This window comes from Mycolicibacterium phocaicum, from assembly GCF_010731115.1.
Taxonomy (GTDB): domain Bacteria; phylum Actinomycetota; class Actinomycetes; order Mycobacteriales; family Mycobacteriaceae; genus Mycobacterium; species Mycobacterium phocaicum.
The window spans coordinates 4,259,377-4,279,326 of record NZ_AP022616.1 but is presented as its reverse complement, the minus strand read 5'-3'; the positions used below and the strand labels follow the sequence as shown (position 1 = coordinate 4,279,326).

The 19,950-nt window shown below is 69.9% G+C and carries 1 protein-coding gene (only partly in view); it reads right to left on the bottom strand.

Annotated features, from left to right (window positions below):
* Window positions 1-19,950, bottom strand: the 5' portion of a protein-coding gene (locus tag G6N46_RS20455; RefSeq protein ID WP_138250986.1) for a non-ribosomal peptide synthase/polyketide synthase. It extends 10,998 nt beyond the left edge of the window; the window shows 19,950 of its 30,948 coding nt (coding positions 1-19,950); it begins with the start codon at window positions 19,948-19,950; its stop codon lies off the left edge, out of view.

Here is a 19,950-nt window from a genome sequence, read left to right as displayed (position 1 = left end):
GGTCGCGCGGAAGTCAGCCAGCTGCGCGTCGCTGTCGAGTTCCAGGTACTGCCAGGCGATCTCGGGATCGGCCGGGATGACCTGCACGGGTTGGCCGAACCTCGAGTGGAAGCTCGCCACCAGATGCGGATGCCGGGCGACCGCGGCGCGCACGGCGGCGTGCAGCCGGTCGACGTCGAGCTGCCCGCTGACGCCGATGTCGAGCTGTCCGGCGTAGAGGTCGCCACCGCCCGCGGTGGTGGCGTGGAAGAGCAGACCCTCCTGCACCGGGGTCAGCGGTAGCACGTCGGCGACGCCACCGTGCCGTTCCAGGTCGTCGAGCTGCTGCTGGCTGAGGCGAGCCGGCGCAATGTCGGACGGGGTCAGTCCGCCGCCACCGTCGGACACGTGGGCGCAGATACCGGCCAGCGCCTCGAACCACAGTCGGCTCAGGTGGGTCACCTGGTCCGCGTCGAGCGCCGACGGCGCCCACGTCCAATTGGCGTGCAGCCGTGGGCCGTCCGGTGTCTCGACGGCGCCGGCGCCCAGTTCCAGGGTGTGCATCAGCGGCATGGGGATCGCCATGGCCGCGGCGGGTGTGTGGTCACCGATGCGCCAGAGGTCCTCGGACAGTTCGGCGGTACCACCCTGGCGCCCGAGGTAGTTGAAGCCGACGGCCGGCTCGGGTCCGCTCACATCCGCGTCATCATTGAGGTAGCGCAGCAGCCCGTAGTTCAGCGGGTCCGGCAGCGCGCGCAGCTGCTCCTTGGCATCCTTGATGACGGCACCCAGCGCCGCGTCACCGGCGATCACCTGTGCCCAGCTGAGGTCCCCGAGCGTGATCGCCACGGGGGACTTGGTGGTGAACCAGCCGACGGTGCGGGTCAGGTCGATGTCGGGGCCGAGTCCTTCATGACGCCCGTGCCCCTCGACATCGATGCCGATCGGCCGCCCCTGCGCACCCGCGAATTCCGCCAGCGCCAAGGCGAATCCGATGACCAGAATGTCGTTGATCCCGGCGTGGAACGCCGCGGGGACGGCGCTCAGCAGCGCCGCGGTGGTCGCGGTGTCCAGTTCGGCCGCCAGGTGACCAGCGGCGGCGAAGGTGTCGACTGCGGGCTGTACGGCGGGCAACACGGCGGGCGCCTGCGCAACCCGCCGCCAGGCCGCGGCATGACCGGCGACGTCGGCGTCCCGCGCGTGCTCGGTAAGCAGTTCCGCCCACCGCCGGAACGACGTGCCGCCCACCGGCAGTGCCACGGGCTGTCCGTCCCGGTGCTGCATCCATGCGATGTTCAGGTCTTCCAACAGAATTCGCCAGGACACCGCGTCGACAGCCAGGTGGTGGATGATGATCGCGAGTTGCCGGGTGTCCGCCACCCACAGCGCGCTGAGCATGACCCCGGCAGCGGGGTTCAGCTGCGCACGCGCCGCGGCCAGCGCGTCGTCGGACCACGTGTCCACCGTATGGAGGCAGCCGCGCGCATCCACAGCGCCGGGCTCGGCGGTGCTCAACTCACCGTCCGCCGCGACGCGCATGCGCAGCGTGGCGTGGTGATCAAGCAAGGCCTGCAACAGGATTACCGCGTCGGCCGCAGTGGCGTCCGCCGGGGCCTGCACCAGGACCGTCTGGTTGAACTGGTCGGTGGGACCGTCGACGCTGCGCAGCCAGTCGATGATCGGCGTGGCCGGCAGCGGCCCGACACCCGAATCCGCTGCCCCGCCCGGATTCTCGTTCACCTCGACCACGCGGGCCAGCCGGGCGACGGTCTGCTCGACAAACAGGTCCTTGGTCCGGCAGGTCAGGCCTGCCGCCCGCGCCCGGGTCACGACCTGCATCGACGAAATGCTGTCGCCACCGAGGTCGAAGAACGAGTCGTCCACGCCGACGCGCTCGACACCGAGCACCGCGGCGTAGATGCCGGCGAGGATTTCCTCGATCGCGTTCGCGGGTGCGCGGTAGTCGCCCGCGGCGTACTCGGGCGCCGGCAGCGCGCGGATGTCGAGTTTGCCGTTGGCGGTCAGCGGCAGCTCCGGCACCATGATCACCGCGGCCGGAATCATGTACGCCGGCAACCGATCTGCCAGTGCGAGACGGACCACAGCCGGGTCGGCGGTCCCGGTGAGGTAGCCGACCAGGCGTTTGTCCCCGGGCCGGTCTTCGCGGGCCACCACCGCGGCCTGCTCCACGCCGTCGAGGTCCGCCAACGCAGCTTGGATGTCGCCGAGTTCGATGCGGTAGCCGCGAATCTTGACCTGATCGTCGACGCGGCCGAGGTAATCCAATTGGCCGTCGGCGCGCCACCGCACCAGATCACCGGTGCGGTACATGCGAGCGCCCGGTCCGCCGAAGGGGCAGGCCACGAAGCGCGAGGCAGTCAGCCCGCCGCGGCGCAGATAGCCTGCCGCCACACCCGCGCCGGCCAGGTACAGCTCACCGACGACACCGATCGGAACCGGCCGTAACCGGCTGTCCAGCACGAACGTCGCGCCGTTCGGCACCGCTGAGCCGATCGGCACGGTCGGGTCGCCGGGGGTCAGCGGCGCGCTGATCGCGGCGTAGATGGTGGCTTCTGTCGGGCCGTACGCGTTGATCATGACGCGGCCTGCCCAGCGCTCGACCAGATCGGTGGGGCATGCCTCGCCCGCGACGACCAGCGTGACGCCGTCCAGGCCGGCGGGCGAAAGTGCGCCTGCCGCAGAGGGAGTCAGGCTCAGCACCGTGACGCGCTCGGCGACCACGAGGGCGTGGAGGTCCTCCGGCGCCCGCGCCACCGACTCGGGCACGACGACCAGCCGCCCGCCGTTCAGCAACGCACCGAAGATTTCCCACACCGAGACGTCGAAGGCCAACGAGTGCCACTGGCTCCAGACGCCCGCGGTGGGTAGTCCGGAATCCGGGGCGGCGATGAGCTGGGTGACGTTGCGGTGCATGACCGCAACGCCTTTGGGCACACCGGTGGTGCCGGAGGTGTAGATCAGGTAGGCGATGTCATCGGCCGCGGGGCCGGCCGGCGACGCGTCGGGCTGTGCGGCCACGGTCGGGTCGTCGACGTCGATCACCGGGAACTCGAGTCCGCTGACGCGGTCCGCCAGCTCACCCGACGTGATCACCGCGACCGGTGCGGCGTCGGCGAGCACGAATTCGACGCGGGACACCGGCAGCGCCGGATCGAGCGGCAGGTACGCCGCCCCGGTCTTGAGCACCGCCAGGATCGCCACGATGGCTTCCGCGGACCGTGGCAGCAGCAGTGCCACAGTCTGTCCCGGAGCGGCGCCGTGCGTGGCGAGCAGATGCGCGAACTGGGTGGCCCGCCGATCGAGTTCGCGGTAGGTCAGGGTGTCGCCTGCGCAGCTGAGTGCCGGCGCGTCCGGAGTGCGCGTGACCACCGCGGCGAACAGTTCCGGGATCGACACGTCCGGCGCGGGCCGGTCCAGCGCCGCGCGGTTGGCGATGTCGTCGAGGCGCGTGTGCTCGGCGTCGTCGAGCAACTCGATGCCGGACACCGGCGCGGTGGGATCGGCACTGACCGCGGCGAGGACGCGCCGCATCCGTTCGATCAGTGTCTCGATGGTCGCGGCATCGAAGACGTCGGTGCGATATTCGACGGTGCCCGCGATGCCGGCAGGTGCGCCGTCCTCGCTCCAGCGCTCGCCGAGCGAGAACGTCAGATCCATGCGGGCGGTCTGGGTGTCGACGGGGACGGGCGTCACCTCGAGGTCGCCGAGCGTCAGCCCGGCAGCGCCCTGCCCCTGTTGTCCGGGAAGGTTCTGCCACGCCAGCAGCACCTGCACCAGCGGGTGGTGCGTCAGGCTGCGGGTGGGGTTGAGCCGCTCGACCAGCACCTCGAACGGCACGTCCTGGTTCTCGTAGGCCGCGAGACTGCGCTGCTGCACCTGGGCCAGCAGGTCGGTGAACGTGGGATCGCCGGCCAGGTCGACGCGCAGCACCAGCGTGTTGACGAAGAAGCCCACCAGCTCGTCGAGCGCCGGGTCGGTGCGGCCCGCAATCGGGAAGCCCACGGCGACATCGGAACTCGCGCTGAGCGCGGACAGCAACACGGCCAGGGCGGCCTGCACCACCATGAATCCGGTGGCGTGGTGTTCGCGGGCCACCTGCGCGATCTGCTGCTGCAGTTCGGCCGGCCAGTCGATGGTGACGGTGGCGCCGTGCTGATCCGCCACGAGCGGGTACGGCCGATCGGTCGGCAGTTGCAGCCGTTCGGGCAGCCCCGCCAACGCGTCCTGCCAGTAGTCGAGCTGTGCCGCGATCGGGCTGTCGCCGTCGTGCAGATCACCGAATTGCGCCCGCTGCCACAGCGTGTAGTCGACGTACTGCACCGGCAGCTCGGGCCATTGCGGCGGCTGTCCGGCGCACCGGCTCGCATAGGCCACACTCAGGTCTCGCGCCAACGGTCTGATGGACCAGCCGTCGGCCGCGATGTGATGCACGGCGGCGACCAGGATGTGCTCGTCGTCGGCAACCCGGAACAGGCTGGCCCGCAACGGAATATCGGTGGAGATGTCGAAGGCGTACCGCGCCGCGCTGTCCACGGCGGCGGCCAGCCGGCCCGTGGTCCAGCCGGTCGCATCGGTGCTCTCCCAACCGATGTCGGCGGTCCATGCCGGCAGCACCACCTGCTGCGGTACGCCGTCCGGAGCGACGAAGACCGTGCGCAGCGCCTCGTGCCGCCCCACGACATCGACCAGCGCGGCGTGCAGCGCGTCGGCATCGAGGTGACCGGCGAGACGCAGCACCGTGGCGAGGTTGTAGGTCGCGGACGGGCCCTGCAGTTGCTCCAGGAACCACAGGCGATTCTGCGCGAACGACAAGGGGAGCACGTTCGGCCGCAACAAATCCGGGATGGCCACGAGCGGGTCCCGCCGCGCCGTGGATGCGCCGATCCGTGGCGCCAGTTCCGCGATGGTCGGCGCCTCGAACACCGTGCGGACTGCCAGGTCGGTGTCGAGTGCGGCGTTGATCGCGCCGATCAGGCGCATCGCGGCGATGCTGTCGCCGCCGAGATCGAAGAACGAATCATCCACGCCGACGCGGCTGTGTCCCAGAAGGTTCGCGAAAATGCCGGCCAGGATTTCCTCGACCGCCGTCGCCGGCGCCCGGTAGTCACCCGCCACGTAGTCCGGCGCGGGCAGCGCGCGCGTGTCCAGCTTGCCGTTGGCGGTCAACGGCAAGCGGTCCAGCGTCACGATCGCCGCCGGCACCATGTAGCCCGGAAGCCGTCCCGCCAGTTCGGCCCGCGCCGCGGCCGGGTCGACCGTGCCGGTCACGTACCCGACCAGACGCTTGTCACCCGGCCGGTCCTCACGGGCGATCACGACGGCCTGCTGCACCCCGTCCACGGCAGCCAAAGCGCTTTGCACGTCGCCGAGTTCGATGCGGTAGCCACGGATCTTGACCTGCTCGTCAGCGCGGCCAAGGTAGGTCAACTGTCCGTCGGCACCCCAGCGCACCAGGTCGCCGGTGCGGTACATCCGCTGTCCCGGCGCCCCGAACGGACAGGCCACGAAACGCGATGCGCTCAGTCCGGCACGGCCCAGATAGCCGACGCCCAGACCCGCACCGGCGACATACAGCTCGCCGATGACTCCGGGGGGAACCGGCCGCAACGCACTATCGAGCACGAACAGCGCCGCACCGCCCACTGGCGAACCGATCGGCACCACAGCGGATTCCGCCACCGACTCGGCGGTCAGCGGTGTACTGATCGCGACGCACATCGTCGTCTCGGTCGGTCCGTAGGCGTTGACCATCACGCGGCCGCCGGTCGCCCAACGCTGCACCACCTCGGGCGGGCAGGCCTCACCCACCGCGACGAGCGCCGCCTGTTCCAGTCCGGCCGGTGACAAAGCCGCTGCCGCCGTTGGGGTCTGGGTCAGGACCGTGACGCCTTCGGCGACCAGGGTCTGGTGCAACTCCGCCGATGACCGGGCCACGTCGTCACCGATCACCACGACGCGGCCGCCGCGCAGCAGCGGCCCGAAGATCTCCCACACCGACACGTCGAACGCCAACGAGTGCGCATGGCTCCAGACGCCGGGGGCCGGCAGGCCCGCGTCGAGCGTGCCGAGCAGTTGCGTGACATTGGCGTGCGTCAGCCCGACGCCCTTGGGCACACCGGTGGTGCCGGAGGTGTAGATCAGGTAGGCCGGCGCATCGGCATTCGGCATCGGCAGCGCTGAATCAGCTTGTCCGGCAGCGTCGGCGATCGAGACGACCGCTCCGCTGAAGCCCGACAACAGATCCGGATCGGCACGGATGGCGGCCACCGGTGCGGCGTCCTCGAGGACGAACGCGATGCGCGCCGACGGCCACGTGATGTCGATCGGCAGATAGGCCGCGCCGACCTTGAGCACACCGAGCATCGCGACGATGGCGTCGGTCGATCGGGAAAGCAGCAGCGCGACAACTGAACCCGGACCGACGCCGCGGTCGGCCAACAGGTGAGCGACACGGTTCGACGCCGCGTCCAGTTCCGCGTACGTCAGCTGTGCGCCCGCGTCACTGATCGCCACCGCATGCGGCACAGAGCGGACGTGGGTGCCGAACAGCTCGGGGATCGACGGCTGGCCCGATGGCCGCGTCAGGACGTCCCGATGGCCGATCGCATCGATCCGTTCGCGCTCGTCGGCGGTCAGCAGATCGATGGTGGCCAGCGTTCGGCCGGGCTCGGCGGTCATGGCCGCCAGTACGCCTTGCATCCGGCGCACGAGCGCTTCGACGCTCGCCGCGTCGAACACGTCGGTGCGGTATTCGACGATGCCGCCGATGCCCGCGGGTTCCCCTGTGGCAGTCCAGCGTTCGGACAGCGAGAACGCGAGATCCATGCGCGCGGCCTGGGTTTCCACGGGCAGCGGCGTCACGGTCAGGTCACCGAGCGCCAATCCGCTCTCGACGTCGATGTGCTGCCACGGCAGGTTCTGCCAACCCAGCATCACCTGCACCAGCGGATGGTGCGACAGGGAGCGTGTCGGGTTCAGGCGCTCGACCAGTACCTCGAACGGCACGTCCTGGTGCTCGTAGGCCGCCAGGCTGCGGGCCCGCACTTGCGCCAGAAGCTCTTCGACAGTGGGGTTTCCGGCCAGATCGACACGCAGCACCAGGGTGTTGACGAAGAAGCCCACCAGGTCGTCGAGGGCGGGGTCCCGCCGCCCGGCGATCGGAAAGCCGATGGCGACATCGGAACTGGCGCTGAGCTTGGCCAGCATGACGGCCAGCGCGGCCTGCACGACCATGAAGCTCGTCGCATTGTGCTCGCGTGCCACCCGCGCGATCTGCTGCTGCAACTCGGCGGGCCAGTCCACTTCGATCGTCGCACCCTGCAGATCGGCGACCGCCGGGTACGGCCGGTCGGTCGGCAGGTCGATGTGGTCGGGAATGCCGGCCAGCGCCTCGGTCCAGTAGGTCAGCTGGTCCGAGACCTCGCTGTCGGGCGCGTCGAGTTCGCCGAGCTGCTCGCGCTGCCACAGCGTGTAGTCCACGTATTGCACGGCCAGCGGCGCCCAGCCCGGTGCTTGACCGGCACAGCGGCTGACGTATGCCGTGCCCAGATCGGTGACCAGCGGCTGCAACGACCAGCCGTCGGCGGCGATGTGATGCACCACTGCCACCAGCAGGTGCTCATCGCCGGAGAGCCGGAACAGACTGGCGCGCACCGGGATTTCGGTCGCCAGGTCGAACACGTACTGCGCGGCCGCGCGCACCGCGGCGGTGCGCTGCTCGTCGGTCCAGGCACCAGCGTCGATGACATCCCAGCCGAGCTCCACCTGTTCGGCGGGAAGGACCACCTGACGGGGCGTGCCGCCCGTCGCCGCGAACACGGTGCGCAGGCTCTCGTGCCGGCCCACCACGTCGGCCAGCGCCGCACGCAGCGCCGCGGTATCGAGGCGACCCTGCAGCCGCAGCAGCACCGGCATGTTGTAAAGCGCTGAGGCGCCCTGCAATTGGTCGACGAACCACAACCGGTTTTGGGCGAAGGACAGCGGGATCGGGTCCGGCCGCTCGGCAGTCGCGACGGCCAGCAGCGGCGCGCGCCGCGTCGCCCCGTCGCCGATCCGCGCCGCGAGCTGAGCCACGGTGGGCGCCTCGAAGACCGTGCGCACCGGCAGCTCGACGTCCAGCGCCGCATTGATGCCTGCGATCAACCGCATCGTGGACAACGAATCTCCGCCGAGGTCGAAGAACGAATCGTCCACGCCGACGCGCTCGACACCGAGAAGTTCGGCGTAGATGGCCGTCAGGGTTTCCTCGACCGACCCCGATGGGGCCCGGTAGCGCGCGGTGTCCTGGTAGTCCGGTGCCGGCAGGGCCCGCGTGTCCAGCTTGCCGTTGACGGTGACCGGAAGGGCCGGCACCGCAATGACGGCGGCCGGAACCATGTAGCCCGGCAGCCGGTGCGCCAGCGCGGTGCGCGCCTCGGCGGGGTCCGCCGGGCCGACGATGTAGCCGACCAGTCGCTTGTCGCCGGGACGGTCTTCGCGCGCGATCACCGCCGCGTGTTCCACGCCCGGCAGTTCGGCCAAAGCCGAACGGACATCACCCAATTCGATGCGGTAGCCGCGCACCTTGACCTGCTCGTCGGCGCGGCCGAAGTAGTCCAGCTGACCGTCGGGGCGCCACGACACCAGGTCGCCGGTGCGGTACATGCGGGTGCCGGGTTCACCGAACGGGCAGGCCATGAAACGTGTTGCCGTCAGGCCGGATCGGCGCCAGTAGCCGATGCCGACACCGCGGCCCGCGAGGTACAACTCACCGACCACGCCCGGCGGCACGGGCCGCAGCGACTCGTCGAGGACGAAGAACGCCGCACCCGCCGTGGGCGAGCCGATCGGCGGCGCCCCGGAGCCCGCGGTCAGCGGCAGGCTCTTGCACAACCACATGGTCGTCTCGGTCGGGCCGTAGACGTTGACCATCGTCCGGCCGGGTGCCCAGCGGTCCACCATCTCGGGCGGGCAGGCCTCGGCGCCGATGACCAGGGCGGCCGCATCCAGCCCCGCGGTGGACAACACCGCTGCGGCCGAAGGGGTTTGAGTGAGCACGGTCACGCGTTCGCGCACCAGCAGATCGTGGAAATCGTCGGCGGAGCGGGCCACCGCGTCGGGCACGACCACCAGCCGGCCGCCGTGCAGCAGAGCGCCCCAGATCTCCCACACCGAGAAGTCGAACGCGTAGGAGTGGAACTGCGTCCATACCTGTTCGGGCGACAGCTCGATGCCGATGTCCAGGCCCTGGAACAGCTGGACGACGTTGTATTGCGTGACCGCAACACCTTTGGGCATCCCCGTGGTGCCCGAGGTGTAGATCAGGTGCGCCACGTCGTCGGGCGCCGGTCCCTGCGGCGCGGTGTCCGGCTCCGTGGCCAACCGCGGGTCGGCCACGTCGATGACCGTGACGCCGAATCCGTCGAACCGGTCGGCCAGCTCCGCGGTGGTGACCACAGCGATCGGTGCGGCGTCACCGAGCATGAATTCGATGCGGGCCGCCGGCAGCGCCGGGTCGAACGGCAGGTACGCCGCGCCCGACTTCTGCACCGCGAGGATCGCCACGATCGCCTCGGCCGAGCGCGAGAACAGCAGGGCGACAATCTGTCCCGGGCCGGCGCCCTGCTCGATCAGCAGGTTCGCCAGCCGGTTCGACGCCTCGTCGAGCTCCCGGTAGGTCAGGGATCGCTCGCCGCAGACCACCGCAACCGCGTCGGGGGTGCGGACGGCCTGGGCGGCGAACACCTCCGGCACCGTTGTCACGGCTGACGGCCGGCCGAGCACGGCCCGGTTGCCCCAGCGGTCCAGCCGGGCCTGCTCGACCTCGTCGAGCAGATCCACCGACGACAACCGCTGCGCCGGATCGGTGCTGAACGCCGACACCATGCGCTCGAACCGGCCGACGAGCGCCTGAATGCTCTCCGCGTCGAAGATGTCCGTGCGGAACTCGACCATCACGTCGAGTCCGTCGGGCTCGCCGTCGCCGTCCCAGCGCTCGCCCAGCGAGAACGCCAGATCCATGCGGGCGGTCTGAGTGTCGACCGTCAGCGGGGTCACCTGCAGATCGCCGAGGGCCAACCCGGCCGCGTCGCCGGCCTGCCAGGAGAAGTTCTGCCAGCCCAGCAGCACCTGGACCACCGGGTGATGGGTGAGGCTGCGGGTGGGATTCAGCCGCTCGACGAGCATCTCGAACGGCACATCCTGGTGCTCGTACGCCGCCAGGCTCCGCCGGCGGACCTGTGCGAGGAGATCCACGAACGTGGGGTCGCCGCCGGCGAACTCACCAAGGTCGACGCGCAGCACCAGGGTGTTGACGAAGAAGCCGACCAGATCGTCGAGCGCGGCATCGCGCCGACCGGCGATCGGAAAGCCCACCGCCACATCGGAAGTCGAGCTGATCCGGGCCAGCAGCGCGGCGAACGCCGCCTGGATCACCATGAAGCTGGTCGCGTTGTGCTCACGGGCGACGCGGCGGATCTGCTGCTGCAGGGCGACCGGCCACTGCACGGTGACCCGGGCACCGTGGTGGTCGGCCGTCGGCGGATACGGGCGATCGGTGGGCAGGTCGAGGCGCTCCGGCAGCCCGGCCAGCGTGTCCTGCCAGAAATCGAGCTGTGCGGCGATGGGCCCGTCGGCGTCGTCGATGTCGCCGAATTGCGCACGCTGCCACAGCGTGTAGTCGACGTACTGCACCGGCAGCGGCGCCCAGTCGGGAGCCCGGCCCGCGCACCGGCTGGCATAGGCCAGCCCGAGATCACGCACCAGCGGCGTGACCGACGAGCCGTCGGCCGCGATGTGGTGCACCACGACGACCAGGATGTGGTTGTCGTCGGTGACACGGAAGAGCTTGGCGTGGAACGGAATCTGCGCCGACAGGTCGAACGTGTGCCGGGCTGCCGCACCCACGGCGTCGTCGACCCGGTGCGCGGGCCAGCCGGCGGCGTCGATGTTCTCCCAGCCGATGTCGGCGCGGTCCGCGGGAATGATGACCTGCTGGGGTGCGCCCTCGGGCGCCACGAACAAGGTCCGCAGGCTTTCGTGGCGGGCCACCACGTCGGCCAGCGCCCGGCCGAGTGCGTCGGTGTCGAGTCGGCCGCGCAGCCGCAGCGCCACCGCCAGGTTGTAGATGGCCGAGGGTCCCTGCAGCTGGTCGAAGAACCACAACCGGTTCTGGCCGAATGACAGCGGGAGGACCTCGGGTCGCTCCCCCGCCGCCAACGGGGCCAGGCGCGTCGCGTCGCCGCCGACTCGCGGGGCCAGCTGCGCCACGGTCGGCGCCTCGAAGAGCGCGCGCACCGAAAGATCCACGGCCAGAATCGAATTGACCGCGCCGATCAGCCGCATCGCGGACAGCGAATCGCCGCCCAGGTCGAAGAACGAATCATCCACACCGACGCGCTGCACACCCAGCACCTGGGCGTAGATGTCCGCGAGGATCTCTTCCACCACACCGGCCGGGGCGCGGTAGCCGTCGGTGTCGGTGTACTCGGGTGCCGGCAATGCCTTGCGGTCGAGCTTGCCCGACGTGGTCAACGGCATCTCGTCGAGCACCACGATGTGCTGCGGCACCATGTAATCGGGCAGCCACGCGCTCAGCCGGTTCCGGACGGCACTGATCTTGGTGCTGCTGTGCGGTTCGTTGGCGTGAATGCCGTTGTGCGCGACCGGCCGGTACAGGTCGGTCAGTGGCACCTCCGCCGCGCCGGCCTCTCCCGGGATGACGAAGACGGCATCGACACTGCCGGGTGCCGTACCCCACGTGACGGCGACCTGGTATCCCGCCTCTTCACCGACGCGGTGCAGCTCTTCCGTTGTGGTCTCGGCAGTTTCGGTGTCCGCGGCGAGCCCGGCGAGTTCCCGCTCCAGCCGGACGTCGATGCCCACACCCGCGCGGGGAATGTCGGTGATGCGGATCGCCTTGGGCCGCACGTCGGCCAGCCGGCCCTGCAGCCCGGCCAGGTCGGCACAGTCGGCCCACGTCCAGGTCGGGATGTCGGCCACCGACCGGACGGCCGCGGGTGCCTTGTGGATGGTGACGTCGTACCGGTAGCGGTTGAGTTCGTTGTCCGCGGTGCCGCGCTTGATCCGAATGGCAAGTCCGACAGCCGATTCCCGCCGCGCGGCCCACGTCGTGAAGTACTCGGGCGCCAGCAGCAGCTCGGCCTCGCCGAGCACGGCATGCTCGACGCGCTGCCGGAGCACCGCGGCGTCGGTTCCGGCCTCCGCACTGCGGGCCAGCACGATGGCGGTCTGGAAGGTGTTCTGCAGACTGTGGTTTCGGATGTCGCCGAGGAACAGGGTGCCACCGGGCGCCAGCAGCTCCACCGCTTTGTCGATGACCTCGGTCAGGTACGCCGCATTGGGGAAGTACTGGACCACCGAGTTCACGATGATGGTGTCGAAGTGCCCACGGGGCAGTCCGGCGGTGACGTGGGCTGCCCGCGCCATGAACTCGACCCGGTCGCGCCACGGAATCTGCAACTCCCGCAACGACCGCGCCAGCTTGTCGACCGCCGCCGATGACACGTCGGTCGCGACGTACTGCTCGCAGTGCGGTGCGATCTGGGACAGGATCAGGCCCGAGCCGGCGCCGATCTCGAGGACCCGCCGCGGGCGCAGCGCCATGATGCGGTCGATCGTGGCAGCCCGCCACTGCTCCATCTCGGCCAGCGGAATCGGCTCGCCGGTGTAGCTGCTGTTCCAGCCCCGGAAGTCCGAACCGAACTCGGGTGCTTGACCTTCCGCGTCGTCGGCGGCGTACAGCTCGTCGTAGATGTCCTGCCACTCCCCGACGATCTCCGCGTCGTGTTCGGCGTCGCGGGTGCCGTCGGTGGCGTGTTCGAACGTGATGTAGCCGACCAGTTGGGCGCCACCGGTGCCGTGATGCACGGTCGCGGCTGCCTGGCTGACCTGCGGGCAGGCCAGCAGCGCGCTCTCGATCTCGCCCAGTTCGATGCGCTGGCCGCGCAGCTTGATCTGGGTGTCGGCGCGGCCCAGGTAGTCGAGTGTGCCGTCGGCGTTCCAGCGCGCCAGGTCGCCCGTCCGGTACATGCGGCTGCCGGAATCACCTTCGCCACCATACGGATTCGCGACGAACCGCTCGGCGCTCAGTGTGGGCCGGCCGACGTATCCGAGCGCCACCGCCGGGCCTGCCAGGTACAGCTCGCCCGTCACGCCCGGTGGCACGGGGTTGAGCTGGGCGTCGAGCACGAGGGTCCGGGTGCCCGCGATGGGCTTACCGATGTTCACCGGCCGGCCCGGCGTCAGCGGGGTACCGGTGGCCCAGATCGTGGATTCGCTGGGGCCATACGCGTTGAACATGCGGCGCCCGGGCGCCCAGGCCTGCACCAGTTCCTCAGGGCAGGCCTCACCGCCGGTGATCAGAGTGGTCAGCCCGTCGAGTCGCGCCCGGTCCAGTGATGCCACCACTGTCGGGGTCAGCAGCGTCGCGCTCACGCGGTGGTGTTGCATCAGATCGACGAGCGCCTCGCCGGCGTACACGTCCCGCGGTGCCACCACCAAGGCAGCGGCCGCACCGGTCGCCGTCAGCATCTCGAACAGCGACGCGTCGAACGTCGGGGCGGCGACCATCAGCACGCGCGCGTCGGCGGTCAGCTCGTACGATTCCCGTTGTGCCGCAGCGGCACCCAGCAACCCGGCGTGGCTGACCGCCACACCCTTGGGCTCACCCGTCGAGCCCGACGTGAAGATGACGTAGGCGGTGTTGTCGACCGCCAATGGCGCCGAACGCTCGCCGTCGGCGATCGGTTCGGCGCGGTAGCCGGACAGATCGACGTCCGCCCGCAACACCGGACGGGAGCCTGCGCCGCCCATCTGGTCCGCGTCCCGCGTGAGCACACACGTGGCGGCGACCGAATCCAGCACCGTGGCAATACGTTCGACGGGGTGGGTGCGGTCCACCGGCACGTACACGCCGCCGGCCTTCAGCACGGCCCACCACGCCACCGCCAGTTCGGCGCACCGGTCCATCGCGACACCCACGGCGCGTTCGGGACCGACCCCGTTCTCGATCAGCAGGCGCGCCAGCCGGTTCGAGGTTTCGTCGAGCTCGCGATACGTCAGGCTGCGCGCCCCGTCGATGACGGCGACGGAACCGGGATCGGCAGCGACGGCCGCGGCCAGCAGCTCGGGCCCGAGTCCGATCGGCGCCTGCACGCCGGCACCTGACCACCGCCGCAATTCGTCCTGCTCGGCCTCGCCGAGGAGGTTGATGGACAACAGCTTCCGCGCCGGGTCCTCGGTCATCGCCGCCAGCAGCCGGCTCAGCCTGCCGATCAGCGACGTGATCGCGGCTTCGGTGAACACCTCGGTGTCGTATTCGATGTGCAGCCCGAGCTCGTCGCCCGGGAACGCCTCGACCGTCAGCGGGTAGTGGTTGAACTCGCGGTTCGCGAACTCGGCGATGGCAAGATCGTCGACCCCGACGGACATCCCCGCTTCGACCGGATAGTTCTCGTACACGAACAGCGTGTCGAAGAGTTGGTCATGGCCGGCGACGCGGTGAATCTCGCCCAGCGCCAGGTGCTGATGGTCGAGAGTGTCGTTGTGCGCGGTCTGCAGCTGGTCGAGCAGGCCGGTGACGGTGGTGCCCGCCGTCAGGTTGGCGCGGACCGGCACGGTGTTGATCAGCAGGCCGACCATCGATTCGGTGTCGCCGACATCGAGCTGCCCGAGCCGGGACCGCGCGGTACCGAACGCCACGTCGTGCCTGCCCGTCAAAGACGACAGCAGCACCGCCCACGCGGCTTGCAGCACAGTGCTGACGGTGGTCTGACACGAACGGGCCAGGTCTGACAGGGCGCGCGTGGTCTCCGCCGAAACCTGAAACGACGCAAAGCCCCGTTGCCCCCGACCCAACCGGTCCTGGAGCCGGTCCTGCGGGCCCACGAGCGTCGGCGTATCGAAACCGGCGAGCACCGCACCCCAGGCCGCTCGCGCCGCGTCGAGATCGCGATCGGCGAGCCAGGTGATGAACTTCCGGTACGACGCCGCGGGCGGCAGCCGGTGCCCGGCATAGCCGGCGAAGATCTCACGCAGCAGGATCGGCAGCGACCAGCCGTCGAGCACGATGTGGTGATTGGTCAGCACAAAACGGTGCCGGTCCTCGGCGATTCGGATCAGCAGGGCCCGGAACGGCGGCTCACCGGCGAGGTCGCCGACCGCGACGCGTTCGGCGGCGCACAGTCGCTGAATCTCGTCTTCGTCGGGTACCCCCGTCGCGCCGAAATCGAGGAATTGCCACGCGATTTCCGGCTCGGCCGGGATCACCTGCACCGGTTCGTCGAACTGCTGGCAGAACGTGGCCGCCAGGTGCGGATGCCGGTTGACGGTGCGCTGCACGGCATCGCGAAGTCGCTGCGGGTCCAGCGTGCCGGTCAGTGTGAAATCCAGCTGCACCGAGTACATTTCGGCCGCGACGTCGGCCCGCTCGTGCGCGGTGCTGCTGTGGAACAGCAGACCCTGCTGCAGCGGCGTCAGCGGCAGGATGTCGGCAACGCGACATTGCTGCTGCAGCTGGTCGATCTGCTGCTGCCCCAGCCGCGCCGGTGCGATGTCCGATGGCGCCAGACCGCCGCCACCCGCGCGGACGTGTGCGCAGATGCCGGCCAGCGCCTCGAACCACAACCGGCTCAACCGGTTCAGCTGGGCATCGTCGAGAACCGAGGTCGCCCAGGTCCAGTCGGCCTGCAGCTGAGGTCCGGCGTCGGTGTCGACGGTGCCGGCGTTGAGTTCCACGGTGTGGAACAGCGGCAGCGGGGCCGCGGCGCCGGCCAGGGACAGTTCGTCGCGTCCGAGCCGCCACAGTTCTTCGACACCGGCGATCTGCGGGAAACCCAGGCGTCCAAGGTAGTTGAACCCGATGCTCGGCTCCGCGCCGTCCAGATCGATGCCGTCGTCGAGGTAGCGCAGCAGCCCGTAGGTCAGGCCCGCGGGCTGTGCGCGCAGCTGTTCCTTGGCCGCCTTGACGACGGCACCGAGCGCCTCGTCGCCCGCGGTGATCTGCGACCAGGACAGCTCGCGCAGCGCCAGCGACACCGGGTATTTGGCGGTGAACCAGCCGACGGTCCGCGACAGGTCGACGTCGTCGGCAATGTCTTCGTCGCGCCCGTGGCCTTCGACGTCGATGCCGACGGGCGACCCACCGGCGCCCAGGAATTCGGTGACCGCGAACGCGAAACCGATCAGCAGGATGTCCTGCACGCCGGCGCGGAATGCCGCCGGCACCTCGCCGAGGAGGGCCCTGGTGTGCTCGGCGTCGAGCGTCACCGACAGCCGGCCCGCGGTGGCGTAGGTGTCCACATCAGGGTTCGCGGCGGGCAGAGCCGCGGGTACCGAGGCCGCCCGTTGCCAGGCCGCCGCCTGCGCCCGCACGTCCGGATGGTGCGCGTACTCGCTGAGCAGCATGGCCCACCGCTGGAACGACGTGCCTGTCGTCGTCAGCTCCACCGGCTGGCCGGCGCGATGCTGCGCCCACGCAATATTGATGTCTTCCAGCAGGATTCGCCACGACACCCCGTCAACCGCGAGGTGATGGACGATCAGGACCAGCTGCCGGCTGGGGCCGACCCACAAGGCGCTGACCATGATCCCGGCACCCGGGTTCAGCCGTCGCCGCGCCGCGGCCACCGCGGTTTCTGTCAGCTCCTCGACATCGACGACGCAATCGCGGGCATCGACCGCGCCGGCCTCGGGTACCGACAGCGCCCCGTCGGCGCCGACCCGCAGCCGCAGCATGGCGTGCCGACTCAGCAAGGCCTGCAACAACATCACCGCGTCGTCCCCGGTGGCGCCGTGCGGTGCCTGCAACACCAGGGTCTGGTTGAACTCGTCAACCGGTCCTTCGATCCCGGCGAACCAGCGGATGATCGGGGTGGCCGGCACCGATCCGATGCCCTCGTCGACGACGTCGTCCGCGTCGTCGGTCACGGTCACCGTCTGCGCCAGACGCGCCACCGTCTGTTCGACGAACACGTCACGCGGGCGGCATGCCAATCCGGCGGCCCGGGCGCGCGCCGCCACCTGCATCGCGAGAATGCTGTCGCCGCCCAGCTCGAAGAACGAGTCGTCGACGCTGACATCCGCCGGCTCCAGGCCGAGGATCTCGGCATAGATGGCGGCCAGAATTTCTTCGACCGGGCTGTCCGGCGCGCGGTAGTCGTCACCCGTGTACTCCGGGGCGGGCAGGCCCCGGGTGTCGAGCTTGCCGCTGGTGGTGAGCGGCAGTTCGGTCAGTGCCACTACCGCGGCCGGAACCAGGTACGCCGGCAGGCGATCGACGAGAGCGGCCCGCACCTCGACCGGATCGACGGCACCGGTGACGTAACCGACGAGGCGCTTGTCGCCGGGGCGGTCCTCCCGGACGATCACCGCCGCCTGCACGACGCCGTCGACTGCGGCCAAAGCTGTTTGGACTTCACCCAGTTCGATGCGGTAGCCACGGATCTTGACCTGCGCGTCGGCGCGTCCGACGTACCGCAGTTGTCCGTCCTCGCCCCAGTACACCAGGTCTCCGGTGCGGTACATCCGCTCGCCGGGCTTGCCGAAGGGGCACGGCACGAAACGTGATCCGGTCAGGGCGGTCCGGTGCAGATACCCGACGCCTACACCGGCACCGGCCACATACAGTTCGCCGACCACGCCGGGCTGCACCGGCCGCATCCAGCCGTCCAGCACGAACAATGCCGTGCCGCGCGGTGGCGCGCCGATCGGCGCCGCGCCCTCACCTGCGGTCAGCGGCGCACTGATCGCGGCGTAGATCGTGGTCTCGGTCGGGCCGTAGCCGTTGACCATTGTGCGGCCCGGCGCCCACTGTTCGACCACCTCGGCCGGACAGGCCTCACCGCCCATCACCAGCGCGCACGACTCCAGCCCGGCCATGTCCAACATCCCGATGGCAGAAGGGGTTTGGGTGAGGACGGTGACTTTCTCCGCGATCAGGAAGTCATGGAACTCGGTCGGATCGGCGGATACCGACTCGGGCACCACCACCAGCCGGCCGCCGCGCAGCAGCGCCGAGAAGATCTCCCACACCGAGAAATCGAAAGCGTACGAATGCCAATGCGACCAGGCCTGCTCGGACGGCAGGCCGGCATCCTGCGCGGCGATCAGCTGTGTCAGGTTCTGATGAGCGATCGCAACGCCTTTCGGCGTCCCGGTCGTGCCCGAGGTGTAGATGACGTAGGCGACGTCGTCGGGCTCCGGGCCGGCTTCGGCCGGCCAGTCGTCGGGTCCGTCGAACGGCTCCCGCACGTCGATGACCACACCGTCGAAGCCGTCGAACCGGCCGGCCAGAGCCGTTGTGGTGACGGCGGCGAACGGTGCGGAATCGTCCAGCATGAAGGCGATTCGGGGCGCCGGCAGTGCCGGGTCGATCGGCAGGTAGGCCGCGCCGGTCTTGAGTACGCCCAGGATGGTCACGATGGCCTCGGCGGAACGCGGCAGCATCACCGCGATGCGGCGCCCCGGACCCGCGCCGCGGTCGGCGAGAAGCTGAGCCATGCGGTTCGACGCGCGGTCGAGCTCCCGGTAGGTCAGTGGCCGACCGTCACCGCTGAGCGCCACCGCCTCCGGCACGCGAGCCACCTGCGCGGCGAACAGTGCCGGGATCGACAGCGGCAGCGCCGTTTCGGCGGCGAGCGTCGCCCAGTTTCCGAGGTCCGCGAGCCGGTCCTCGGCCGGTGTACCGAGCACCGGCAACGCCGATAGGCGCTGCGCCGGGTCCGCCGTCATGGCGGTCAGCACGCGATCGAGCTGGTCTGCCAGTTCCACGACGTCGAGCTGCCGGGTACCGAATGTCGTGACGGAGAGTTCGTCGCCCGTACCCGAGAACGCCAGTCCGGAGCCGCGTCCGAGACCGGAGATCAGCTGCGCTGCCGCGGTGGCCTCGCCCAGCGGCACAGTGAACCCGGACGGCAGAAAGTCCACCACGATCCGGTCCGCACCCGGCCCGTGGATCTTGCGCTCGAGGGCCTGAACGGGAAATCGCTGATGGCGCACCGCTTCTCGGGTGCGGGTGTGCACATGCGCACAGAATTCAGCGACAGTGGCGTCGGGGGCAACCTGCAGCACCAGCGGCACCACGCCGGCGACCATGCCGGGCAACGTCTTCGACACCTGCAGCACGCGCCGCGTCACCGGCAGGTCGAGCACGACCTCGTGCCCCTCGGCCGCCCGGCCACGCAGGACCAGTGCGCACGCCGCGATGAGCACCGTGGACCGGCGCACGTCCCAGGCCGTACACAGCCGTTCGACCTGGGACAGCAGCGCGGGGGCGAGCGGGATGGGCTCCGAGGAGCCGTCGGCGCCCGCGACGTCATCCGCCGGCAGGTCACGAGTCGCCTGCGCCGGCAGGTTCTCGGTCCAGTAGGCCTCGTCCTCGGCGTAGTCCGCGGAGGCTTCGTACGCATCTTCGGAGTCCAGCAGATCCTGAAGCGAACTGAAGTAGGACGGCTGAATGGTCACGCCCGCAACGGATTCCGAGTAGACCGCCGCGATGCGTTGTAGGACCAGTGCCAGCCCGATGCCGTCGGCGACGACGTGGTGGCAGCAGGCGAAGAAGTAGGACTCGTCGGCGCCGGCCCGGAAGTAGGCGAACCGCAGCAGCGGGCCATCCAGCGGCATGGGGGTGCGCTGCAGCGCCGAGGCCGTCGCACGCGCATCGGCCATCGGCTCGTCGGCATCGGCCAGATCATGGAACGCCACCTCGAAATCGGCGACGTCGAGCAACCGCTGACGCACCTGACCGCCGGACTCCGAGAACGTCGCCCGCACCGGGTCGGCCTCGCCCACGACGTGGCGGATCGCTTGCTCGAAGATCTCGAAATCAACCGGCCCGTCAATTTTTACGAAGATACCGAGCTGCCACTCCGCAGCCGATTGACCGGTTTCCTGCGCGAGCCAGATGTCCAACTGCCCACGCGTGACAGGCAACGACGAATCGCCGAGATCCAT